Genomic DNA, 24,329 nt, shown 5'->3' on the forward strand with positions numbered 1-24,329 from the left:
CGGTAAAATGCCGCCTTGCCTTCAGCTTTCTGGTCGTACGCAACGTGGCCCATCAACTTCTGAACGACACTTTCCTGCGCGCGCTGCTGCGCCAGCCAACCGACTACACGCCGATCTGGCTGATGCGCCAGGCGGGCCGCTATCTGCCCGAATACAACGCCACGCGCGGCCGCGCGGGCAGTTTCCTCGGGCTCGCGAAGAACCCGGCCTATGCGACGGAAGTCACGCTGCAGCCGCTCGACCGCTATCCGCTCGACGCCGCCATCCTGTTTTCCGACATCCTGACCGTGCCCGACGCGATGGGGCTGGGTCTCGAGTTCGTCAACGGCGAGGGGCCGAAATTTGCCCACCCGGTGCGCACCGAAGACGATGTCGCACGGCTCGCCGTGCCGGACATCGATGCGACGCTGCGCTACGTGACCGACGCCGTGCGCGAAATCCGCGTGGCGCTCAACGATGCGCAAGGCCGTCAGCGCGTGCCGCTGATCGGCTTCTCCGGCAGCCCGTGGACGCTCGCGTGCTACATGGTCGAAGGCGGCGGCTCGGCGGATTTCCGCACCGTCAAGTCGATGCTCTACGCGCGTCCCGATCTGCTGCACCGGATTCTCGACGTCAACGCGCGCTCGGTCGCGGCATACCTGAATGCGCAGATCGAAGCCGGCGCACAGGCCGTGATGATTTTCGACACGTGGGGCGGCACGCTCGCAGACAGCATTTATCAGCGGTTTTCGCTGCATTACATCGAACAGGTGGTGAGCCAGCTCAAGCGCGAGCATGACGGCGAGAAGATTCCCGTGATCGCGTTCACGAAGGGCGGTGGCCTGTGGCTCGAAGACATCGCCGCAAGCGGCGTCGACGCGGTCGGCCTCGACTGGACCGTCAACCTCGGCAAGGCGCGCGAGCGCGTCGGCGGCAAGGTCGCGCTTCAGGGCAATATCGACCCGTCCGTGCTGTTTGCGCCGCCTTCCGCGATTCGTAGGGAAGCGCGCGCGGTGCTCGACAGCTTCGGCAATCATCCGGGGCACGTTTTCAATCTCGGACACGGCATTTCGCAGTTCACGCCGCCGGAGCACGTCGCCGAACTGGTCGACGAAGTGCATCGCCATAGCCGCGCGATTCGAAGCGGTGCGCATACGCCGGCGTAATGCCGTCACCGACGCTGATTTTGTTGCGATGCAGCGAAGTGGGCTCTCGGCCTAAGGACGAATGTGCGGCGCAGAGGCCGTCAGATGGCGGTCTTGTGATTGTCAAGACTTGACTTATGCACATTCGTCACGCTGCGGCGCGGTAGAGGCTTTAATCGTGCCCCACCCCTTGCAATTTGCCGGCGCATTTGATCTAAGCCTTGTCTGGTAAGGGTTTGCGGGGAATCCGGCAAAATGTGCGCAACCCCACAGAAGGCCGTCGCGACGCCATTTCCGGCCCATCGGAGTGAAGTTCTTAACAAAGTTATCCACAGGGCAGCGAGTCGAGTGCAATTATTCAGCCGAATCCAAAACTTAGCGGCGAAATTGAAGTTTTACTTTAACTTCGACGGCCTCGCTTCGCGTCCAATTGACTCTGTGGTGTGGCTTGCGTCCGTGCAATGTTTTCGGCTTCCCTGCACCGCGTGAGCGACATGTTCGTCCGCGTCGCGCTCGACCATCCGCTGCCGACTCTGTTCGACTATCGCTGCGACACGCCGGAAGCGGCCGTGCCAGGCACGCTCGTTAGCGTGCCGTTCGGCAAGCGCCATGTGGTGGGGCTTGTCTGCGAAGTGACCGCTCACAGCGACGTGCCGGCCGAGCGTCTCAAGGCTGTGGATAAAGTCTGCGCCGCCTGTCCGCCAGTCTCGGCGCAATGGCTGGGGCTCGCCGCGTTCGCCGCGGATTACTACCAGCGCGGTCTCGGCGAAGTCGCATTGCCCGCGCTGCCGCAGGCTTTGCGCGATGCGTCACGCTGGTCGCGGCTGTTCGCACCGGAAGAGCGCTATCGGCTGATGCCCGAGGGTCGCGCGGCCTTGCCCGATACCTTGCCGGCCCGCGCGACGGCGCTGCGAAAGCTCGCGCAGGCGCTTGCCGAAACCGACTTCCTGCTTGCCGCCGACGCCCGCGCGCTCCATCCCAAGGCGCTGGCCACGCTGGAGAGCTGGCTGGCGGCCGGTTGGGTCGCGCTCGACGTGATCGAAGCCGCGGCGGTGCCGGCGGCCACCTCAGCGGCGGACGTGCCCGCGCCCTCGCTTCCCACGCTGACGGACGAGCAGGCCGCTGCCGTCGAAGCGATCCGCGATGCGGACGGCTTCGCGCCGTTCCTGCTGCACGGCGTGACCGGCAGCGGTAAGACAGAGGTGTATCTGCGCGCGCTTGCTGAAATGCTGGCCGCGAAGCCCGACGCTCAGGCGCTCGTGCTCGTGCCGGAAATCAACTTGACGCCGCAGTTCGAGGCGGCTTTCCGCGCGCGCTTCGCCGCGCTCGACGGCACGGCGATCGTCACGCTGCACAGCGGTCTCGCGGAGGGCGAGCGCGCCCGCAACTGGTTCGCCGCGCACACGGGCCGCGCGCGCATCGTGCTCGGCACGCGCCTCGCGGTGCTCGCATCGCTGCCGCGGCTCGCGATCATCGTCGTCGACGAGGAGCACGATCCAGCCTACAAGCAGCAGGAAGGTTTGCGCTATTCGGCGCGCGATCTGGCGATCTACCGCGCGAAGCAACTCGGCGTGCCGGTCGTGCTCGGCTCGGCGACGCCGTCGCTCGAAAGCTGGTGGCAGGCCGACCAGGGGCGCTACAAGCGGCTCACGCTGTCGCGCCGCGCGGTCGCCGATGCCGTGCTGCCGACCGTGCGGCTCATCGATCTCGAAGACGAGCGCCGGCGCGGGCGTGCCTCGGTCGAAGGCCTGTCGGGACCGCTGATCGCGGCGCTGAAGACGCGCCTCGAGCGCGGCGAGCAAAGCCTCGTGTTCCTGAACCGCCGCGGCTACGCGCCGCAGCTCGCGTGCGACGCGTGCGGCTGGGTCGCCGGTTGTCCGCGTTGCAGCGCCTATGTCGTGCTGCACAAGCCCGAGCGCGCGCTGCGTTGTCACCACTGCGGCTGGGAAGCGCGCATTCCGCGCTCGTGTCCGGAGTGCGGCAACGTCGATATCGCGCCGCTCGGGCGCGGCACGCAGCGCGTCGAGGAAACGCTCGCGAGCGCGGTGCCGGGCGCCCGCGTGCTGCGTATCGACGCCGACAGCACGCGCCGCAAAGGCAGCGCGCAGGCGCTGTTCTCGGACGTTCACGCGGGCGAGGTCGACATTCTGGTCGGCACGCAGATGATCGCGAAGGGGCACGATTTTCAGCGCGTCTCGCTGGTCAGCGTGCTGAATGCCGATACCGCGCTTTTTTCCCACGACTTCCGCGCGAGCGAGCGCCTGTTCGCGCAGCTGATGCAGGTGAGCGGGCGCGCGGGCCGCGCCGGCTTGCCGGGCGAAGTGCTCGTGCAGACGCGTTATCCGCGTCACGCGCTGTATCACGCGCTGGGCCGTCACGATTACGTCGGTTTTGCCAACTCGACGCTCGCCGAACGGCGCGATGCTCATCTGCCGCCGTTCGTCTACCAGGCGCTGCTGCGCGCCGAAGGGCGCACGCTCGAGGCCGCGCTCGCGTTCCTGCAGCAGGCCGCCGCCGAACTTGTCCACATCCCCGCCGCCGAGCGGGTGACCGTCTACGATGCGGTGCCGCTCACGATCGTCAAGGTCATGCACGTGCATCGCGCGCAACTGCTGATCGAGAGCGCTTCGCGCGCCGCGCTGCAGGCGACGCTGCGTGCGTGGCAACCGCTGCTACGCGGGCTCAAGGGTGTGCTGCGCTGGAATCTCGAAGTCGATCCGCTCGACATCTGACGCTCGCGGCTGGATCGCTGCGGCGTCGCACCGGCGAGTTGCCGTCATGTGGAGAGCCGGGAGGCGCTCGAACTGCGCATTCCGGGATTCGTCGTCGTCAGCTCGGGTTTGGGCGGGAGCGCTTCCGGTGGCGGGGCGTGCCGCCCGCCTGACCCGCTCGGGTCGCCGCGCAATGTCGGCACCTGGTTCGACGCGCCTGTCGTACAACTGATGCAATCGGCATGGCCGTGCGCCGCGTCGATCCAGACGCCCCGCAAGACGTCGTTTTCTTGCCACTTCGCGTGGGCCGTCGCGCCCGCATGCTCAATCGTTCAAGGCGGTCCGCGTCGTGTTGCTCGCCGATGCGCGCGAGGCCGCCTGTGTCTGATTCTCATCCTCTTCCTGCCTGTTCGGGCGCCCGGTCGCGCCTCGAATGAAGAGCACCGCACAGGTCGCACACAGCGCCCAGATGCCCAGTATCGCCCACCACTTTTCCATCTCACTGCCCTCGAAGGCCCCGTTTGTCTTCTTTGCGTGCCCGCAAACCGCAGGTTTGGGGCCGCCCGTCACCGTATCTCTATATATCGGCGCGTGCAGTCGTTTGATAAGGCTAATTGCGAAAAGAATCACGCCAGGGAAAATACCGATCGCAACCACGCTGGCCCGAATTCGCCTCTTCGGCCGAAAACTCAAGCCGCATAAGGCTTCTCGAGGGGTGCAACCGCAATCGAAGGTTGGTTGCACCTTTTTATTGGGAGGCGTACGATTCGCCGAACATTTAGTCTTTTGCCGGGCTCGCACCTGGTACTGAAGAAGGAAACATGGCTAGCACCACCCTTGGCGTTAAGGTCGACGACCTCCTGCGTTCCCGGCTCAAAGATGCCGCGACCCGTCTCGAACGCACCCCGCACTGGTTGATCAAACAGGCAATCTTCGCCTATCTCGAAAAAATCGAGCACGGTCAGCTGCCCGCCGAACTGTCGGGCGCGACAGGCTCGGCCGATCTCGCCGACGGCTCCGCGGTCGAGAGCGAGGAAGACGGCGCATCGCATCCGTTCCTCGATTTCGCGCAGAACGTGCAACCGCAATCGGTGCTGCGCGCGGCGATCACGGCCGCGTATCGCCGCCCCGAGCCGGAGTGCGTGCCGTTCCTGCTTGGCCAGGCGCGTCTGCCGGCCAATCTCGCGGGCGACGTGCAGGCGCTGGCCGGCAAGCTGGTCGAAACGCTGCGCTCGAAGAGCAAGGGCGGCGGCGTCGAAGGGCTGATCCACGAATTCTCGCTGTCGAGCCAGGAAGGTGTGGCGCTGATGTGTCTCGCCGAAGCGCTGCTGCGCATCCCCGACCGCGCGACGCGCGATGCGCTGATCCGCGACAAGATCAGCAAGGGCGACTGGAAATCACACGTCGGCCAGGCGCCGTCGCTGTTCGTCAACGCGGCGACCTGGGGCCTCATGCTCACGGGCAAGCTCGTGACGACCAATAGCGAGACGAGCCTGTCGTCGGCGCTCACGCGTCTGATCGGCAAGGGCGGCGAGCCGCTGATCCGCAAGGGCGTCGACATGGCGATGCGCCTGATGGGCGAGCAGTTCGTGACCGGCGAGAACATCTCCGAAGCGCTCGCGAACAGCCGCAAATACGAAGCGCGCGGTTTCCGCTACTCGTACGACATGCTCGGCGAGGCGGCCACCACCGAGGCCGACGCGCAGCGCTACTACGCGTCGTACGAGCAGGCGATCCACGCGATCGGCAAGGCGGCCGGCGGGCGCGGCATCTATGAAGGCCCGGGCATCTCGATCAAGCTCTCGGCGCTGCATCCGCGCTACTCGCGCTCGCAGCAGGAACGCACGATGGGCGAACTGCTGCCGCGCGTGCGCTCGCTCGCGATCCTCGCGCGCCGCTACGACATCGGCCTGAACATCGACGCCGAAGAGGCCGACCGCCTCGAACTGTCGCTCGACCTGCTCGAAGCGCTGTGTTTCGATCCGGAACTGGCCGGCTGGAACGGCATCGGCTTCGTGGTGCAGGCGTACCAGAAGCGCTGCCCGTTCGTGATCGACTACCTGGTCGATCTCGCGCGCCGCAGCCGTCACCGCATCATGGTGCGGCTCGTGAAGGGCGCGTACTGGGACACCGAAATCAAGCGCGCCCAGGTGGACGGCCTCGAAGGCTATCCGGTCTACACGCGCAAGGTCTACACCGACGTGTCGTACCTTGCGTGCGCGAAGAAGCTGCTGGGCGCGCCCGATGCGGTCTATCCGCAGTTCGCGACGCACAACGCGCACACGCTCTCGGCGATCTACTACCTCGCCGGCAACAACTACTACCCCGGCCAGTACGAGTTCCAGTGCCTGCACGGCATGGGCGAGCCGCTCTACGAAGAGGTCACGGGCCGCGACAAGCTGAACCGTCCGTGCCGCGTGTACGCGCCGGTCGGCACGCATGAGACGCTGCTCGCGTACCTCGTGCGCCGTCTGCTCGAAAACGGCGCGAACACGTCGTTCGTGAACCGTATCGCCGACGAAAGCGTTGCGATCAAGGACCTGATCGCCGATCCGGTCGAGGAAGCCTCGAAGATCGCGCCGCTCGGCGCACCGCACGCGAAGATTCCGCTGCCGCGCAACCTGTACGGCGCCGAGCGCTTCAATTCGATGGGCCTCGATCTGTCGAACGAGCACCGGCTCGCGTCGCTGTCGTCGGCGCTGCTCGCGAGCGCGCATCATCCGTGGCGCGCCGCGCCGATGCTCGAAGACAACGACGGCGCCGGCGGCACCGCGCGCGACGTGCGTAACCCGGCCGACCAGCGCGATCTCGTCGGCACGGTCGTCGAAGCGAGCGCCGAACACGTGAGCGCCGCGCTCGCGCATGCGGTTGCCGCAGCGCCGATCTGGCAGGCAACGCCGGTCGAAGCGCGCGCCGACTGCCTCGCGCGGGCCGCCGATCTGCTCGAAGCGCAGATGCACACGCTGATGGGCCTCGTGGTGCGCGAAGCGGGCAAGTCGCTGCCGAACGCGGTCGCGGAAATTCGCGAGGCGATCGACTTCCTGCGCTACTACTCGACGCAGATCCGCAGCGAGTTCTCGAACGATACGCATCGCCCGCTCGGTCCGGTGGTCTGCATCAGCCCGTGGAACTTCCCGCTCGCGATCTTCATGGGCCAGGTGGCTGCCGCGCTCGCGGCCGGCAACACGGTACTCGCGAAGCCGGCCGAACAGACGCCGCTGATCGCCGCGCAGGCGGTGCGCATCCTGCGCGAAGCCGGCGTGCCGGCGGGTGCGGTGCAACTGCTGCCGGGCGACGGCGAGACGGTCGGTGCCGCGCTGGTGGCCGATCCGCGCACGCGCGCCGTGATGTTCACGGGCTCGACCGAAGTCGCGCGCCTCATCAACAGGACGTTGTCGGGCCGCCTCGACCCGGACGGCAAGCCGATTCCGCTGATCGCCGAAACGGGCGGCCAGAACGCGATGATCGTCGATTCGTCGGCGCTCGCCGAGCAGGTGGTCGCGGACGTGCTGCAGTCGTCGTTCGACTCCGCCGGTCAACGGTGTTCGGCGCTGCGCGTTCTTTGTCTGCAGGAAGACGTCGCGGAGCGCACGCTCGAAATGCTGACGGGCGCGATGCGCGAGCTGGCGGTGGGCAATCCGGATCGCCTGTCGATCGACGTCGGCCCGGTGATCGACCTCGACGCGAAGCGCGGCATCGACGCGCACGTCGCGGCGATGCGCGACAAGGGCCGCAAGGTCGAGCAGTTGCCGTTGCCCGAGAGCACGGCGCAAGGCACGTTCGTGCCGCCGACGCTGATCGAGCTCGACAGCATCGACGAGCTGAAGCGCGAAGTGTTCGGCCCGGTGCTGCACGTCGTGCGCTATCGCCGCAGCCAGCTCGACAAGCTGCTCGAACAGATCCGCGCGACCGGCTACGGCCTGACGCTCGGCATCCATACGCGGATCGACGAGACGATCGCCCATGTGATCGGCCGCGCGCACGTCGGCAACATCTACGTGAACCGCAACGTGATCGGCGCGGTGGTGGGCGTCCAGCCGTTCGGCGGCGAAGGCCTGTCGGGCACGGGGCCGAAGGCGGGCGGCGCGCTGTATCTGCAGCGTCTGCTGGCGACGCGCCCGGCCGGTCTGCCGAAGTCGCTCGCGCAGGCGCTCGTCGCGGAAGTACCACGCACGGCGGAAAACGGCGACAATCCTGCCGCGGCACTGACCGTGCTGCGCGACTGGTTGATCGCCGAGCGCGAACCGCAGCTTGCCGCGCGCTGCGACGGTTATCTGTCGCATGTGCCGGCGGGCGCGACCGCGGTGCTCTCCGGGCCGACCGGCGAGCGCAATACGTACACGCTGGGCCCGCGCGGCACGGTGCTGTGCATCGCGTCGACCGCGAGCGGCGCGCGCGTGCAGTTGGCGGCGGCGCTGGCTACGGGAAATCGAGCCTTGTTTGAAGGCGCGGCAGGTGAACAATTAGTGGCGCAGCTGCCTGCATCGCTGAAGGCGCATGCAAGCGTGAAGAAGAACGCCGATGCGTCGTTCGACGCGGTGCTGTTCGAGGGCGACAGCGACGAGCTGCTCGCACTCGTGAAGGAAGTTGCGAAACGCGCGGGGCCGATCGTTTCGGTGCAGGGCGTCGCAGCCCGTGCGCTCGCGAGCGGGGACGAAGACTACGCGCTCGAGCGTCTGCTCACCGAGCGCTCGGTCAGCGTGAACACCGCGGCAGCGGGCGGCAATGCGAATTTGATGACGATCGGTTGAGCGAACCTCGGCGATTTCTTCAATAGAACGAAGCGGCACGGCGACCCCGAAACCGCTTCATCCACACCTGGTATCAAGGAGATGCTATGCAACACACAATGAAACAGCTGGCAGGCGCAGCTCTGGTTGCCGCAATGTCGCTGGCGGGGACAGCCAACGCTCAATCGACGGAAGACGTGAAGATCGGTTTCGCCGGTCCGATGACGGGTGCGCAGGCGCACTACGGCAAAGACTTCCAGAACGGCATCACACTCGCGGTCGAAGAGTTCAACGCGACCAAGCCGGTGATCGGCGGCAAGCAGGTTCGCATCGTGCTCGACTCCGCCGACGACCAGGCCGACCCGCGCACCGGCACGACGGTTGCGCAGAAGCTCGTGGATGACGGCATCAAGGGCATGCTCGGCCACTTCAACTCGGGCACGACGATCCCGGCTTCGCGCATCTACGCGAACGCGGGCATTCCGCAGATCGCGATGGCGACCGCGCCGGAATACACGCAGCAGGGCTTCAAGACCACCTTCCGCATGATGACGTCGGACACGCAGCAAGGCTCGGTGGCCGGCGCGTTCGCGGTGAAGAACCTCGGCATGAAGAAGATTGCGATCGTCGACGATCGCACCGCTTACGGCCAGGGTCTGGCCGATCAGTTCGAGAAGGCGGCGAAGGCGGCGGGCGCGACGATCGTCGATCGTGAATATACGAACGACAAGGCCGTTGACTTCAAGTCGATCCTGACCAAGCTGAAGTCGACCAACCCGGACCTGATCTACTACGGCGGCGCGGACTCGCAAGCAGCACCGATGGTCAAGCAGATGAAGCAGCTCGGCGTGAAGGCGCCGCTGATGGGCGGCGAAATGGTCCACACGCCGACCTTCATCAAGCTCGCGGGCGACGCGGCGAACGGCACGGTGGCTTCGCTCGCCGGTCTGCCGCTCGACCAGATGCCGGGTGGCAAGGCCTATGTCGAGAAGTACAAGAAGCGCTTCAACGAAGACGTGCAGACGTACTCGCCGTACGCCTACGACGGCGCGATGGCGATGTTCGCCGCGATGAAGAGCGCGAACTCGACCGATCCGGCGAAGTACCTGCCGGTGCTCGCGAAGACTTCGATGCCGGCCGTGACGTCGGCCAACCTCGCATACGACGAACGCGGCGATCTGAAGAACGGCGGCATCACGCTGTACAAGGTCGTCGACGGCAAGTGGACGACGCTGCAAAGCGTAGGCGGCAAGTAAGTTTTTTGCCGGCTGCGGTTGATGGTGAAAAAACCCCGCTTCGGCGGGGTTTTTTATTGGCTATGCGGTCGAGGTGCTTTTAGAGTGTGCAGCCGTTCATTCCCCCCGCATCTTCCTCCCCTGCTCACGAATCATCTCCAGCGTCGCCGCAGGCGTGCTCGCCTCCTGCGGCATGCGAATCTCGATCACCGCCGGCAGCTGCGATTCGAGCGCGCGTTGCAATACCGGCAGAAAATCTTCGGTACGCTCGACGGTCTCGCCATGCGCGCCGAACGAGCGCGCGAATGCCGCGAAGTCCGGATTCGTGAGGCCGGTGCCATGCACGCGATGCGGATAGTGCCGCTCCTGATGCATGCGGATCGTGCCGAAGTGGCTGTTGTTGACGACGATGAACAGCACGCGCAGGTCGTACTGCATCGCCGTCGCGAGTTCCTGGGCCGCCATCATGAAGCAGCCGTCGCCGGCGAGCGCGACCACCGCGCGTTGCGGATACAGCGACTTCGCCGCGAGCGCCGCCGGCACGCCGTAGCCCATCGCGCCGCTCGTCGGCGCAAGCTGCGAGCGGAAGTGCCGATACGAGAAATGCCGATGCAGCCACGTCGCGTAATTGCCGGCGCCGTTCGTGAGGATCGCGTCGTCGGGCAGGTGCGCGCGTAATTGCTGGATCACTTCGCCCATCTGCACGTCGCCGGGAATCGGCCGCGGCTTGCGCCATTCCAGATACGCGCGATGCGCTTCCGCGGCGGCGCCCGCCCAGGCGGGCGTGCCGGACGACGACGGCTTCAGCTCCGCCAGCATCGCGGCCAGCTCGGGCATGCCGGACACGATCGGCAGATCGGCCGCATACACGCGCCCGAGTTCTTCCGCGCCCTGATGCACGTGCACGAGCGTCTGCTTCGTCTTCGGAATGTCGAGCAGCGTGTAGCCGTTCGTGGTGGCTTCGCCGAGACGCGGACCGAGCGCGAGCAGCACGTCGGCGTCGCGGATGCGCTGCGCGAGCGCGGGATTGATGCCGAGGCCGACGTCGCCCGCATAGTTCGGATGCTCGTTATCGAAGGTGTCCTGGAAGCGGAACGCGAGGCCGATCGGCAACTGCCAGTTTTCGATGAAACGGCGCAGGTCCGCGCAGGCGGCCGGCGTCCAGCCGCTGCCGCCCGCGATCACCATCGGCCGTTGCGCGCCGTCGAGCAACTGGCGCAGCTTCTCCATCTGCGCGGCGGACGGCGACGCCGCCACGCGCTGATAAGCGGGCGCGCCGGGCACCGCGTCGCATGCCTCGCTCAACACGTCTTCGGGCAACGACAGCACGACCGGTCCCGGCCGGCCCGAGGTGGCCGTGTGAAACGCGTGGCTCAGGTATTCGGGAATGCGCTTCGGGTCGTCGATCTGCGCGACCCACTTCGCCATCTGGCCGAACATGCGCCGATAGTCGATCTCCTGAAACGCCTCGCGTTCGAGATGCTCGCGTGCGCACTGGCCGATCAGCAGGATCATCGGCGTCGAGTCCTGAAACGCCGTGTGCACGCCGATCGATGCATGCGTCGCGCCCGGCCCGCGCGTAACGAGCGCGACACCGGGCCGGCCGGTCAGCTTGCCGACCGCTTCGGCCATGTTCGCGGCGGCCGCCTCGTGACGGCAGACGACCGTCTGGATGCGCGCGGTTTCGTCATGCAGCGAATCGAGCACGGCGAGGAAGCTTTCGCCGGGCACGCAAAATACGCGTTCGACGCCATGCGTGAGCAACGCATCGACGACGAGGCGCGCGCCGGTCGTGCGCGCGAGGGGGGAAACGGAAACGTTGGAAGCGGGAGCATTCGACAGCGACATGGCGAGGAAGCCTCCTGGCAGCGCGTGAGCGCAATGGAATGAGGCCGCACCGACGCAATGTGCGAGCGCAGCCGATGGGCGGTTCGACAGCTTACGCCGGGCACGTGTGCGCTGTCACGGCACGGCGGGAACGCGGCAGGCGCCGCCGCGTTCAGCACTCGACGATATTTACCGCCAGGCCGCCGCGCGACGTTTCCTTGTACTTGGTCTTCATGTCCGCGCCGGTTTCGCGCATCGTCTTGATGACCGAATCGAGCGATACGTAGTGGCTGCCGTCGCCGCGCAACGCCATGCGCGCCGCATTGACGGCTTTCACCGACGCCATCGCATTGCGCTCGATGCACGGAATCTGCACCATGCCGCCGACCGGATCGCAGGTGAGCCCGAGGTTGTGTTCCATGCCGATTTCGGCCGCATTCTCGACCTGCTGCGGCGTGCCGCCCATCACCGCGGCGAGTGCGCCGGCCGCCATCGAGCAGGCCACGCCCACTTCGCCCTGGCAGCCCACTTCCGCGCCCGAAATCGACGCGTTGAGCTTGTAGAGAATTCCGATCGCGGCGGCCGTCATCAGGAAGTCGATCACGCCCTGCTCGTTCGCGTTCGGCATGAAGCGCGTGTAGTAGTGCAGCACGGCCGGGATGATGCCGGCCGCGCCGTTGGTCGGCGCGGTGACGACGCGCCCGCCCGCGGCGTTCTCCTCGTTGACGGCGATCGCATAGAGGTTGATCCAGTCGACCATCGAGAGCGGATCCTGCAACGCGCGTTCGGGATGGCCCGTCAACGCGCGATACAGCTGCGGCGCGCGCCGCTTCACCTGGAACGGACCGGGCAAGTGGCCGTCGGCATCGGGATTGTTGATGCCGCAGCCGCGTGCGACGCATGCCTGCATCACGTCCCAGATTTTCAGCAGGCCCGCGCGCGTTTCTTCTTCGGTGTGCCAGGCGCGCTCGTTTTCCCGCATCAGTTGCGCGATGCTCTTGCCGCTCGACGCGCACAGCGCGAGCAACTCGTTGGCGGTGCGGAACGAATACGGCAATTGATCGACGGCGCTCAGCACCTTCGTGTTCGGCGCGCCGGCCGTCACCACGAAGCCGCCGCCGACCGACAGATAAGTCGATTCGCGCAGCGTCGCGCCTTGCGCGTCGAATGCGTGCAGTTTCAGGCCGTTCGGATGCTCGGGCAGCGCCTGACGATAGAACGCGATGTGCTCCTTCAGCACGAACGGCACGTCATGCGTGCCGAGCAGCGCGAGCTTGCGCGACACGCGCACCGCTTCGAGCCGCTGCGTGATCGTTTCCGGATTGACGGTGTCGGGCGCATCGCCCATCAGGCCGAGCATGACGCCGCGATCGGTGCCGTGCCCTTTGCCGGTCGCGCCGAGCGAGCCGTACAGCTCGGCTTTCACCGACGCGGTGGCGTCGAGCAGCCCGTCGCGCTCGAGTCCCTGGACGAACATCAGCGCCGCGCGCATCGGCCCGACGGTGTGCGAGCTGGACGGACCAATGCCGATTTTGAAGAGATCGAAGACGCTGACTGCCATGTACTGCTCCTGCTGCGTAGATAAATAGTTTAGCGCGCCGGCAGCGGCAAACACACGGCGAGCCACGCGGGCGGCGTCGGTGCGAGCTGCAGCGCGATGGGCGTAAAGCGCCCGTCGAGACGCGCCGCCAGGTGAAACAGTTCCGTCGCGCTTTTCGGGTCCCATGGGCCCGCGTAGCCGGGCAAGCCGGCCTCGCGACGTTTCGTGTCGAACGGAATGTTCGAATGCACGAATTCCTCATGCGTCTGGGTGCCCATGGCGAACGGCACGAGCCAGTTCAGCGCGGCGAGCAGCGTCGCGCCGTTCGCGCCCTTCTCCTGCAGCCAGTTGCGGTTGTGGCGGCGCGCGGCGAGCGCGGCCGTCACGAGCGGTTGCAGATCGTAGGCCACGTAGCGCAGCGCGTCGCGCTCGCCGAAATCGATCGTCGAGCCGTCTGGCGCGACGTTGTCGCCGATATGCTCGACGAACAGCCGTTGCGCGGCGTTGATCATCTTGCGATTGTCGAGCGTGAACGCGGCCATCGCGATCAGCTTGATGCGGTGGCTCTGCCAATTGTTGCGGAACGTGCCCGTAAGCGGCCGCGGCTGCGCGTCGATCTGCGCGATGTAGCCGCTCGCGAGCTTCGTCAGGAAGGCCATTGCCGCGTTGCGGGTTTTGACGGGCAGCGCGCTCGCGGTCATGTCGTACGCGAGGATCAGCCCTTCGAAATGCGTCTCGTCGATCGGATTGAAGCTCGGCTGATAGGTCGTGACCCAGGCATAGAGCAGACGGTCGACGAGCTTGAGGAAGCGGTCGTCGCTGGTTGCGCGCCACGCCAGCGCGGCGTCGCGCAGCAGGTCGAGGTCCTGTTCCGCTTCGACGCTCTGATCGTAGATGCCCTCGTGCGGCAACGTGCCCTCGGTGTGCAGTTTCGCGAGCGCATGCGGCTGCTCGTTCAGATGCGCCTGCACATTGCTGACGAGTGCCTTGACGCCGGGATCGGCATGGGTGCGCTCGCTGGTTTGCAGCGCGGGCGCCGCGCAGAAATTCATCGCGGCCTGTGCCTCGCGCAGCGGCAGCAGCGCGGCCGCGCCGGCCAGCAGCATGACGTAGGCGGCCCGCCACGAACGGGCGGCGGCGGCCCGGCTTTGCATCGATCGCACCTTTCGCGCCATGCGGAACTCCTCGTTAGGCTGATTCGGTGTGTGATGTTAGCCGTTTGCGGCCCTCAACGACAGGACTGCGCGTGGGCCGCGCCGCGTCCGCTCATGGACGCCGATGCCGACGCCGAGCAGGCTTCACCGCGTCGCGCCGCCTGCTCGCGCGTGCTATGCGCACGGCAGGCGGTGGGCGCGCGACTTACTCGTAATCCGCGATCGGCACGCACGAGCAGAACAGGTTGCGGTCGCCGTACACGTTGTCCGCGCGGCCGACCGGCGGCCAGTACTTCTTCGCGATCAGCGTCTTCAGCGGATAGGCAGCGGTTTCGCGCGCATACGCATGCTTCCAGTCGTCGGCGATCACGACCGCCGCCGTGTGCGGCGCGTGTTTGAGCGGATTGTCCTCGCGGTCCGAACGGCCTTCCTCGACCGCGCGGATTTCCTCGCGAATCGCGATCATCGCCTCGATGAAGCGATCGAGTTCTTCCTTCGACTCCGACTCGGTCGGCTCGACCATCAGCGTGCCCGGCACCGGGAAGCTCATGGTCGGCGCGTGGAAGCCGTAGTCGGCGAGGCGCTTGGCGACGTCGTCGACGGTGATGCCGCTCGTGTCCTTGATGGGACGCAGATCGAGAATGCACTCGTGCGCGACGAGGCCGCCGGGGCCCGAGTACAGCACCGGATAGTGCGGCACGAGCTTGTTGGCAACGTAGTTTGCGTTGAGGATCGCGGTTTCGGTCGCGGCGGTCAGGTTTTTCGCGCCCATCATCGCGATATACATCCACGAGATCGGCAGGATCGAGGCCGAGCCGTACGGCGCGCCCGACACCGCGCCGATGCCTTGCGGCGCGCGTTCGTAACCGGAGGAAGTCTGGTTCGGCAGGAACTGCGCGAGGTGCGCGCCGACCGCGACCGGGCCGACGCCCGGACCGCCGCCGCCGTGCGGAATGCAGAAGGTCTTGTGCAGGTTCAGGTGCGAGACGTCGCCGCCGAACTGACCCGGCGCGCACAGGCCGACCATCGCGTTCATGTTCGCGCCGTCCACGTACACCTGGCCGCCGTGTGCATGCACGATCTCGCAGATTTCGCGCACGTTCGCCTCGAACACGCCGTGCGTCGACGGATACGTAATCATGATCGCGGCGAGCTTGTCGGCGTGCTGCGCGGCTTTCTTCTTCAGGTCTTCGATATCGACGTTGCCCTGCGCGTCGCATGCCACGACCACGACCTGCATGCCGGCCATCTGCGCCGACGCCGGGTTCGTGCCGTGCGCCGAAGCCGGAATCAGGCAGACGTTGCGATGCGCTTCGCCGCGCGACGCGTGATACGCGTGGATGATGAGCAGACCCGCGTACTCGCCTTGCGAGCCCGCGTTCGGCTGCAGCGACACGGCCGCATAACCGGTGGCTGCGACCAGCATCTGTTCGAGCTGATCGATCATCTCGCGGTAGCCGACGGTTTGCTCGGCCGGCGCGAACGGGTGAATCTGACCGAACTCGGGCCACGTGACCGGCAGCATTTCCGAGGTCGCATTGAGCTTCATCGTGCAGGAGCCGAGCGGGATCATCGAGCGGTCGAGCGCGAGGTCCTTGTCCGACAGGCTGCGCAGATAGCGCAGCATTTCCGTTTCCGAATGATGACGGTTGAACACGTGGTGCGTGAGGTACGCGCTCGTGCGTTCGAGCGCGGCCGGCACCGACGCGGTGTTCGCCGCGGTCAGCGTCGAGTCGAGCGCGTCGACTTGCGGCACGTCCTTCGCTCCTGCGGCCTGTGCGAACACCGCGAGCAGATCGGCGAGATCGCCGCGCGTGGTGGTTTCGTCGACGGACACGCCGACTTGCGTGTCGCTGACACGGCGCAGGTTGATGCGCTGCGCCTTCGCGGCGTCGTGCAGCGCTTGCGTACGCGCGCCGCTGTTGAACGTGAGCGTGTCGAAGAAGGTCTCGTTCGCGAGCGTGTAGCCGAGTTGCTGCGCGCCTGCGGCGAGCAGCGCGGCGACGCGGTTCACGCGCAGCGCGATCGTCTTCAGGCCGCGCGGGCCGTGATAGACCGCATACATGCTCGCCATGATCGCGAGCAGCGCCTGCGCGGTACACACGTTCGAGGTTGCCTTCTCGCGGCGGATGTGCTGTTCGCGCGTTTGCAGCGCGAGACGCAGCGCGGGATTGCCTTGCGCGTCCACGGTCACGCCGACGAGGCGCCCCGGCATCTGCCGCTTGAATTCGTCGCGCACTGCGAGGTACGCGGCATGCGGGCCGCCGAAGCCGACCGGCACGCCGAAACGCTGCGTGTTGCCGACCGCCACGTCCGCGCCCCATTCGCCCGGCGGCGTGAGCAGCGTCAGCGCGAGCAGGTCGGCGGCGGCGACCACATGGCCGCCCGTCGCGTGGATCGCTTCGGTCAGCGCGCGGTAGTCGCGCACGTCGCCGTTGACGCCCGGGTATTGCAGCAGCACGCCGAATGCGTTCGCATTCGCGGCTTCGGCGGCCGGGCCCACCTTTACTTCGATGCCGACCGGCGTCGCGCGCGTCTTCACGACTTCGATGGTTTGCGGCAGTACGTCGTCGGCGACGAAGAACACGTTCGACTTCGGCTTGCCGACGCGTTGCAGCAGCGTCATCGCTTCAGCGGCGGCGGTCGCTTCGTCGAGCAGCGACGCGTTCGAGATCGCGAGGCCGGTCAGGTCGGTGACCATCTGCTGGAAGTTCAGCAGCGCTTCCAGACGGCCTTGGGAAATTTCAGGCTGATACGGCGTGTACGCGGTGTACCACGCCGGATTTTCGAGCACGTTGCGCAGGATCACCGTCGGCGTATGGGCGTTGTAATAGCCCTGGCCGATGTAGGAGCGGAACACCTGGTTCCTGTCCGCGAGCTCGCGCAGCGCGGCGAGCGCCTCGGCTTCGCTCTTGGGCTGCGCGAAGGGGCCGAGCGGCAGCGCTTCGGTGCGGCGGATCGTCTGCGGGATGACGGCGTCGATCAATGCCGCGCGCGACGCGAAGCCGAGTGCTTCGAGCATCGCTTGCTGGTCGGCCGCATCCGGGCCGATATGCCGTTCGGCGAAGGCGTCGTGCACTTCGAGTGCGGCAAGCGAGAGAGGAGTGCGGTTCATCAGACGATCCGGGTGTTCGAGCTTCATGGGTGTTCCTGGTGGCGCGGCGCACGCCGTGTTGCGTGCGCCGCGCCGGACGGTTAAAACGGACTGCGAGTCAGGCGCCGATTCGGCGGGCGACTCAGGCGCCGATCGACTTCGCGTAGGCGTCGGCGTCGATCAGGCGGTCGAGTGCCGCGCCGTCGGCCGGCTTGATCTTGAAGAGCCAGCTGTCGTACGGCGCGCTGTTGACCGAGTCGGGCGAGTCGGCGACGGCCGTGTTCGCTTCGATGATCTCGCCCGCGACCGGCAAGTAGATGTCGGAAGCGGCCTTCACCGATTCGATGACGGCGACGGTGTCGCCGGCGTTCAAGCTTTTGCCCAGTTCCTGGACTTCGAAGAAGACGATGTCGCCGAGCGCTTCCTGCGCGTGGTCGGTGATGCCGACCGTCAGCGTGCCGTCCGCTTCGGTACGGACCCATTCGTGCGATTCGGTGTATTTCAGATCGGCCGGGATGCTCATCGGATGCTCCTATGCGTGGTTCGGTAGTGACTTGAATGGGGGGCGTGCGCCGGCTGCTTAAACCGCCAGCACCTTGCCGTTGCGCACGAATGGCAGTTTTACCACGCTTGCGGGGCAGGCTTTGTCGCGAATCTGGACCTGCACGGTATCGCCCGGCTGCACGCCTTGCGGCACGCGCGCGAAGGCGATCGATTCCTGCATGGTCGGGGAAAACGTGCCGCTGGTGATTTCGCCTTCGCCGTGCGGCGTGACGACTTTCTGATGCGCGCGCAGCACGCCCGCGGCCTTGCCGTTTTCCTTCAGCAGGATCAGGCCGACGAACGCGGCGCGCGAGCCGTCGGCTTCGAGCCGGCTCTTGCCGACGAAGTCGCGCGGCGCGGCGAGGTCGACGGTCCAGGCGAGGCCGGCGTCGAGCGGCGAGACGGTGTCGTCCATGTCCTGACCGTACAGGTTCATGCCGGCTTCGAGGCGCAGCGTGTCGCGCGCGCCGAGACCGGCCGGGCGCACGCCCTGGGCGGCGAGCGCATTCCACAGCGCTTCGACGTGCGCGGCCGGCACGATGATCTCGAAGCCGTCTTCGCCGGTGTAGCCGGTGCGCGCGACGGTCAGTTCGCCGAACGGCGTGCCGTCGACGCGCGCGGCGTTGAACGGCTTCAGCGCTTCGGTGGCGGCGCGCGCGGCCGGCACGGTTTGCCAGGCTTTTTCGCGCGCGTTCGGGCCTTGCACCGCGACGATCGCGAGGTCGCGGCGCGGCGTGATGGCGAGGCCGAAGCCGCCTTCGGCATTGAGCTGGCCGAACCAGGCGAGGTCTTTGTCTGCGGTGCCGGCGTTGACGACCACGCGGAAGTGGTCTTCGCCGAAGTAATAGACGATCAGATCGTCGATCACGCCGCCTTGCGGGTTCAGCATGCAGGAGTAGAGCGCACGGCCCGGCGTTTGCAGCTTCGCGACGTTGTTCGCGAGTGCGTATTCGAAGAACGCGCGCACGCGTTCGCCGGTGAAGTCGACCACGCACATGTGGGAGACGTCGAACATGCCGGCGTCGGTGCGCACCGCGCGATGTTCCTCGATCTGCGAGCCGTAGTTGACGGGCATGTCCCAGCCGCCGAAGTCGACCATGCGGGCGTTGAGCGCGCGGTGAGCGGCGTGGAGCGGGGTGTGTTTGAGTTCGGTCATGGGGCCTCGGGCGTCTCGCGAAACAAAAAAGGCCATGCGGCGCAACGCCTCGCGGCCGTGTGCCTGCGAGCGTGATCCTGCATGACCCCTCTGTCCTCGATACCTGAGAGATTGCGCTGCCGCGGCCGGCTCGATGAGCCCGATTCGTCACGGTGAAACGCGCGCCCCTTCGGTGGGCAGCCTGCCTGCTGTGCACGACGTGCGACGCGGATGGCTACTGCCGCTCTCCAGAGTGCGAAAAAACCGCCGGAAGGCGGGTTTTTTCGACGCGGTCGGTCCTTTTGCCTGAGAGTTTGCGGGTGTGCCCCTTCGGCGGCGCGGCCTGCGATTTTTCGCTTGCCGGCGCGCTCTCCCGACGCGTGCGGCGAATTTACGCGACGGGCCGGGGCTTGTCAAATCAAGGCTCGTGACCGTGATGGCGACTGCGGCGGCGGCTTCGCGGCGCAAAAAAAGCGCGGGACGTGATGCTCGCGCTTTCGATTGCCACTGCTTCCGCTGCTACGCGGCTACCGGTTCATGACCGGTAGCCGGCGGCAGGTAACGGGCAGGCGACCGGCGCTGGCCCGGTTTGCCCGGCTGGCTGCCGGCGGCGCCTTCTCGCGTTTATTCGCCGATCGCGTGCGCCGCGTTGTCCAGCTCCTGATTCAACACGCGCTGCTCGTCGGCGGACAAACCGCCGCCGTGTTGCGCGGCCATGTCGTGCGCTTCCTGGCGGATCGTGTCCAGACGATGATGCAGCGCGCCACCTTGCGGCGGCGGGTAGTAGCCCTGGTTCACATGGGCGTCGATCCGGTGCGAGAGATTGTCGATCCGGCCATCGACCTGACGCAGGCGTTGATCCGCGATCTGCTGCGGGCTAGGACCAGGGTGCGGCGCGGGCGGAGGCGGCACCACGCAGGCGGCGAGGGAACTGAGCAGGGCGCATGCGGCCAGGGCTCGGATGGTACGAGGCATGGATTCTCCGTAGGTCGTTGTCGTGATTTGGGTGCTACTCCGCTAGCAACGGATGATGGCGGGTGCTCGCTGACCCGTCGGCGGGCAAATTTGTAACGTTATGTTCCTTTCTGGACTGTCAGCGAAGCCCGATCCGACGGGCTTCGCGACCCGATCCGCCACGCCGTTTTGGGTACACAAAACGGCGCGGCGCGCAGCCGGGCGCGTCAGCGCACGCGCTCGAACGGCAGGCGCACGCCCTGTTCGGAGCTGCGTTCCGCCAGTTCGACGAGCGTCATGACGTCGACCGCGTCCTGTGCGCTGACCGGGAACGCCACGCCGTTCTGGATCGCGTCGGCGAGCGCAATATAGAAGCCCACGTATTCGCCGTTGCGGGTCGGCCATTCGCGCTCGACTTCCTGGTCGCCTTCCAGCACGCGCAGCACGCCGGGCGTATTGCCGGCGCCGAAGCCTTCGTCGCCGGGACGCAGCCCCGCCTTCAGCTGATCTTCCTGCGTGTCGAGACCGTACTTCACGTAACTGCCGCGCGTTCCGTGGATGGCAAAGCGCGGGCCCGGCAGCGAGGTCAGCGCGCTCGCGTGCAGCACGACTTCGAACTCGCCGTAGCCGAGCTGGATATGCACGTAGTCGGGCGCGCTCGCGGCGTCGCGATGCGTGCGCACGGTTGCCGAGACCGTCTGCGGTGCGCCGAACAGCGCGAGTGCCTGGTCGATCAGATGCGGGCCGAGATCGAACAGCAGGCCGCCGCCGCGCGTGACGTCTTCGCGCCAGCGCTGACGCACGCCCGGGCGAAAGCGGTCGAAATGCGATTCGTACTGCGTGACGCGGCCCAGTTCCACGCGCGCGAGCAGATCGCGCACGGTCAGGAAGTCGCCGTCCCAACGGCGGTTGTGAAAGGGCGCGAACAGCTTGCCGCGCGCGAGCGCGATATTGGCGAGCGTGTGGGCGTCGGCGGCGGACAGCGTGACCGGCTTGTCGACCACCACGTGCTTGCCGGCTTCTAGCGTGCGGCGCGCGAGGTCGAAGTGCGTGTCGTTGGGCGTCGCGATCACCACGCAGTCGATTTCGTCGAGCGCGAGCAGCGCGTCGAGGTCCGCGACGATCTTCGCGTGCGGATAGTCGGCCCGCGCGCGCTCGGGCTGCCCGGTCGCGATGGCGGCGACGCTCGCGCGCCCGCAATGTTCGATCACCGGTGCGTGAAACGTCGCGCCGGCGAAGCCGTAGCCCATCAATCCAATCTTCAGCGATGCGGACATGCGTGTCTTCCTGCAAAAACGGCGCGCCGCTTTGCCACCGCGGCGACGGCGCGCAACGTCCTCATTGTGGCATTTGTCGGATGGACTGGGGAGCCGCGGCGAGATTGCCGCGGCGGCGCGCGGCGGTAGTTCGCGAAGGCATCGATCGCGGATAACTGTCGTGGATAACCGTCGAGGTCAGCCGTCGGGTCAACCGTGTTAACATCGCTGCTCTCGCGCGAAGCGCGCCGCGCAGGACGCCGGTTGCAGGCGGCGGCGCGGCACCGCGCAGCATCTCCTGGGGCCTTCGGCCGGCGTCTCGCGCCGCGGCGATCTCGACAGCCCTCAACCGTATTACCCATCCACAGACGATGTCCGCAGGCCTGAACCCCGCCCAAAGTGAAGCGGTCCGTTATCTCGACGGCCCCTGTCTCGTGCTCGCTGGCGCGGGCAGCGGCAAGACGCGCGTGATTACGCAGAAAATCGCGCACCTGATCGAAGCGAAGGGCTTCGAGCCGCGCCACATCGCGGCCGTCACGTTCACGAACAAGGCGGCGGCGGAAATGCGCGAGCGCGTCGGCAAGCTGCTCGAAGGCAAGACGTTGACCACGCCCGGCAAGGAAGGCCGCAAGGTGCCCGTGAACCAGCTGACGGTGTGTACCTTCCACTCGCTCGGCGTGCAGATTCTGCGGCAGGAAGCGGAGCACGTCGGCCTGAAGCCGCAGTTCTCGATCATGGATTCCGACGACTGCTTCGGCATGATCCAGGAGCAGGTCGGCTCGACGGACAAGGGCTTCATCCGCAAGATCCAGTCGATCATCTCGTTGTGGAAGAACGGCCTCATCATGCCCGAGCAGGCGATCGCGACGGCCTCGACCGAGGACGAGCATCAGGCGGCGATCGTCTATCGCAACTATGTGGCGACGCTGCACGCGTATCAGGCGGTCGATTTCGACGATCTGATCCGCCTGCCCGCCGAACTGTTCGCGAACAACGAGCCGGTGCGCGACCGCTGGCAGAACAAGCTGCGCTATCTGCTGATCGACGAGTATCAGGACACCAACGCGTGCCAGTACGAACTCGTGAAGCTGCTCGCGGGCAAGCGTGCGGCGTTCACGGCGGTCGGCGACGACGATCAGGCGATCTACGGCTGGCGCGGCGCGACCCTCGAAAACCTCGGCCAGCTCGGCAAGGATTTCCCGAACCTGCATCTGATCAAGCTCGAACAGAACTACCGCTCGACGGTGCGCATCCTGACCGCCGCCAATAACGTGATCGCGAACAACCCGAAGCTGTTCGAGAAGAAGCTGTGGTCCGAGCACGGCATGGGCGACACGATCACCGTGACGGGCTGCAACGACGAGGAGCACGAGGCGGAGTCGGTGGTGTTTCGCCTGTCCGCGCACAAGTTCGAGCGGCGCACGAATTTCCGCGACTACGCGATCCTCTATCGCGGCAACTTCCAGGCGCGCATCTTCGAGCAGGTGCTGCGCCGCGAGCGGATTCCGTACGTGCTGTCGGGTGGCCAGTCGTTCTTCGACAAGGCCGAGATCAAGGACATCTGCGCGTATCTGCGACTGATCGCCAACGCGAACGACGACCCCGCGTTCATCCGCGCGATCACGACGCCGCGCCGCGGCGTCGGCAATACGACGCTCGAAGCGCTCGGCGCGTTCGCGGGGCAGGCGAAGGTGTCGCTGTTCGAGGCGGTTTATATGGGCGGCATCGAGGCGCGCCTGTCGCCACGCCAGATCGAGCCGATGCGCGCGTTCTGCGACTTCATGCAGCGCCTGACCGAGCGCGCGGAAAAGGACGCGGCGGGCACGCTGCTCGATGAACTGATGGAGGCGATCCATTACGAGGCGTATCTGTACGACGCGTTCGACGAACGCCAGGCGCAGGCGAAGTGGCAGAACGTGCTCGAATTCATGGAGTGGCTCAAGCGCAAGGGCACGAAGGAAGAACCCGGGCACGGCAGCGAGAGCCAGGCGACCGGTTACGACAGCGCCGACGGCTTTGGCGACACCGGCAAGAACCTGCTCGGCCTGATCCAGACGGTCGCGCTGATGTCGATGCTCGAAGGCCGCGAGGAAGATCCCGATGCGGTGCGCCTGTCGACCGTGCATGCGTCGAAGGGGCTCGAGTATCCGCATGTGTTTCTGGTCGGCGTCGAGGAAGGCATCATGCCGCATCGCGGCGGCCCCGACGACGAACCGATCGACGACGCGCGCATCGAGGAAGAACGCCGCCTGATGTACGTCGCGATCACGCGCGCGCAGCGCAGCCTGCATCTGAACTGGTGCAAGAAGCGCAAGCGGGCGAGAGAGACGATCGTCTGCGAGCCGTCGCGCTTTATCAACGAAATGCTGCTCGACGATGCGCCGCCGCCGACGCCCGAGGAAGCGCCGATGTCGCCGAAGGATCGGCTCGCGAGTTTGAAGGCGTTGTTGCAGAAGGCTTGAGCGGGTGTTGGCGGTGTGGTCCGCTGCCTGCTGCTTCGGCGATTGCGTGGCTTTTCCGGCGATGGCGCCGGATGCGTGTGAGTTACTCCGTGTGCCTTCGTTATTGGTGGTTTTCCGGGGCGGCTCGTGTCGGAACGCTCAGCACATAAAAAATCCCTGCCGTGCGTTACCGCAAGGCAGGGATTTTTCGTTTCGCGGCTTGTGTATGCCGCCAGCGGCGCGCTTTGCCAGGCGCTTACTTCGCCGCGCTGACCATATAGTCCACGGCGGCTTTCACGTCCGCATCCGACGCGTTCGAGCCGCCCTTCGGCGGCATCGCGCCCTTGCCGTGCAGCGCGTAGTTGTAGACGGTGTCCATCGGGTCCTTGAGACGCGGCGCCCACGCTTCCTTGTCGCCGAATTTCGGTGCGTTCAGTACGCCGGCTGCGTGACAGGCCTGGCAAACCGCCTGATACAGCGCCTTGCCGGCCTGCGAGGCGTCCGCGCTTTGCGCGCCGCCCGCTGCCGGGGCGGGCGTTTGCGGCACGTTGGCCATTGCCGCCATGGCCGCGGCGGCCTGGGCCG

The 24,329-nt window shown here is 66.5% G+C and carries 14 protein-coding genes and 2 riboswitches; of the genes, 5 read left to right on the forward strand and 9 right to left on the reverse strand.

Annotated features, from left to right (window positions below; genetic code table 11):
- Positions 1 to 44: 44 nt before the first annotated feature.
- The 4 genes from hemE (at position 45) to GXB81_RS06035 (ending at position 9,821) form a co-directional block, all read left to right on the forward strand.
- Positions 45 to 1,145, forward strand: coding sequence for a uroporphyrinogen decarboxylase (hemE, locus tag GXB81_RS06020; RefSeq protein WP_205988634.1), 1,101 nt, complete (start codon positions 45 to 47; stop codon positions 1,143 to 1,145).
- A 473-nt stretch (positions 1,146 to 1,618) separates the two neighbouring features.
- Positions 1,619 to 3,856, forward strand: coding sequence for a primosomal protein N' (locus tag GXB81_RS06025; protein WP_205988645.1), 2,238 nt, complete (start codon positions 1,619 to 1,621; stop codon positions 3,854 to 3,856).
- 800 nt (positions 3,857 to 4,656) lie between these two features.
- Positions 4,657 to 8,586, forward strand: coding sequence for a trifunctional transcriptional regulator/proline dehydrogenase/L-glutamate gamma-semialdehyde dehydrogenase (gene putA / locus GXB81_RS06030; RefSeq protein ID WP_167049036.1), 3,930 nt, complete (start codon positions 4,657 to 4,659; stop codon positions 8,584 to 8,586).
- 86 nt (positions 8,587 to 8,672) lie between these two features.
- On the forward strand, positions 8,673 to 9,821 hold the full coding sequence (locus tag GXB81_RS06035; protein ID WP_205988635.1) for a branched-chain amino acid ABC transporter substrate-binding protein: 1,149 nt from the start codon (positions 8,673 to 8,675) through the stop codon (positions 9,819 to 9,821).
- A gap of 96 nt (positions 9,822 to 9,917) precedes the next feature.
- On the opposite strand, the gene GXB81_RS06040 is transcribed toward GXB81_RS06035, so the two are convergent.
- The 8 genes from GXB81_RS06040 to GXB81_RS06075 all read right to left on the reverse strand — a co-directional run bounded on the left by GXB81_RS06040 (position 9,918) and on the right by GXB81_RS06075 (position 21,324).
- Positions 9,918 to 11,648: a thiamine pyrophosphate-binding protein gene (locus GXB81_RS06040; protein ID WP_205988636.1), complete on the reverse strand. Its 1,731-nt coding sequence runs from the start codon at positions 11,646 to 11,648 to the stop codon at positions 9,918 to 9,920.
- Between the two features lie 151 nt (positions 11,649 to 11,799).
- On the reverse strand, positions 11,800 to 13,188 hold the full coding sequence (locus GXB81_RS06045; protein ID WP_167284396.1) for an L-serine ammonia-lyase: 1,389 nt from the start codon (positions 13,186 to 13,188) through the stop codon (positions 11,800 to 11,802).
- Between the two features lie 29 nt (positions 13,189 to 13,217).
- The gene (locus GXB81_RS06050; protein WP_167049028.1) at positions 13,218 to 14,342 is read right to left on the reverse strand and encodes an alginate lyase family protein; all 1,125 of its coding nucleotides are present in this window, start codon (positions 14,340 to 14,342) and stop codon (positions 13,218 to 13,220) included.
- 184 nt (positions 14,343 to 14,526) lie between these two features.
- Complete coding sequence (gcvP, locus tag GXB81_RS06055) at positions 14,527 to 17,463, reverse strand: aminomethyl-transferring glycine dehydrogenase (protein WP_205988637.1); 2,937 nt, start codon at positions 17,461 to 17,463, stop codon at positions 14,527 to 14,529.
- A 94-nt stretch (positions 17,464 to 17,557) separates the two neighbouring features.
- A complete protein-coding gene (gene gcvH, locus GXB81_RS06060) occupies positions 17,558 to 17,938 on the reverse strand; it encodes a glycine cleavage system protein GcvH (RefSeq protein ID WP_167049024.1) in 381 nt (126 codons plus the stop codon).
- 57 nt (positions 17,939 to 17,995) lie between these two features.
- The gene (gene gcvT, locus GXB81_RS06065) at positions 17,996 to 19,114 is read right to left on the reverse strand and encodes a glycine cleavage system aminomethyltransferase GcvT (RefSeq protein ID WP_205988638.1); all 1,119 of its coding nucleotides are present in this window, start codon (positions 19,112 to 19,114) and stop codon (positions 17,996 to 17,998) included.
- A gap of 80 nt (positions 19,115 to 19,194) precedes the next feature.
- A riboswitch (glycine riboswitch) is annotated at positions 19,195 to 19,355 on the reverse strand.
- A gap of 21 nt (positions 19,356 to 19,376) precedes the next feature.
- Positions 19,377 to 19,479: riboswitch (glycine riboswitch) on the reverse strand.
- A gap of 238 nt (positions 19,480 to 19,717) precedes the next feature.
- Positions 19,718 to 20,068 (reverse strand): hypothetical protein, encoded by a 351-nt coding sequence (locus GXB81_RS06070; protein WP_167049020.1) that lies wholly within the window; start codon positions 20,066 to 20,068, stop codon positions 19,718 to 19,720.
- A 206-nt stretch (positions 20,069 to 20,274) separates the two neighbouring features.
- Positions 20,275 to 21,324, reverse strand: coding sequence for an oxidoreductase (locus GXB81_RS06075; protein WP_205988639.1), 1,050 nt, complete (start codon positions 21,322 to 21,324; stop codon positions 20,275 to 20,277).
- A 350-nt stretch (positions 21,325 to 21,674) separates the two neighbouring features.
- Between GXB81_RS06075 and GXB81_RS06080 the strand changes: the two genes are divergently transcribed.
- Positions 21,675 to 23,765, forward strand: coding sequence for a UvrD-helicase domain-containing protein (locus GXB81_RS06080; RefSeq protein ID WP_167049016.1), 2,091 nt, complete (start codon positions 21,675 to 21,677; stop codon positions 23,763 to 23,765).
- A gap of 235 nt (positions 23,766 to 24,000) precedes the next feature.
- Here GXB81_RS06080 and GXB81_RS06085 read toward each other — a convergent pair.
- The coding region (locus GXB81_RS06085) for a c-type cytochrome (RefSeq protein ID WP_205988640.1) at positions 24,001 to 24,329 on the reverse strand (329 nt) is incomplete at its 5' end.

The sequence above is a fragment of the Paraburkholderia sp. Ac-20336 genome, from assembly GCF_017105025.1.
Taxonomy (GTDB): Bacteria; Pseudomonadota; Gammaproteobacteria; order Burkholderiales; family Burkholderiaceae; genus Paraburkholderia.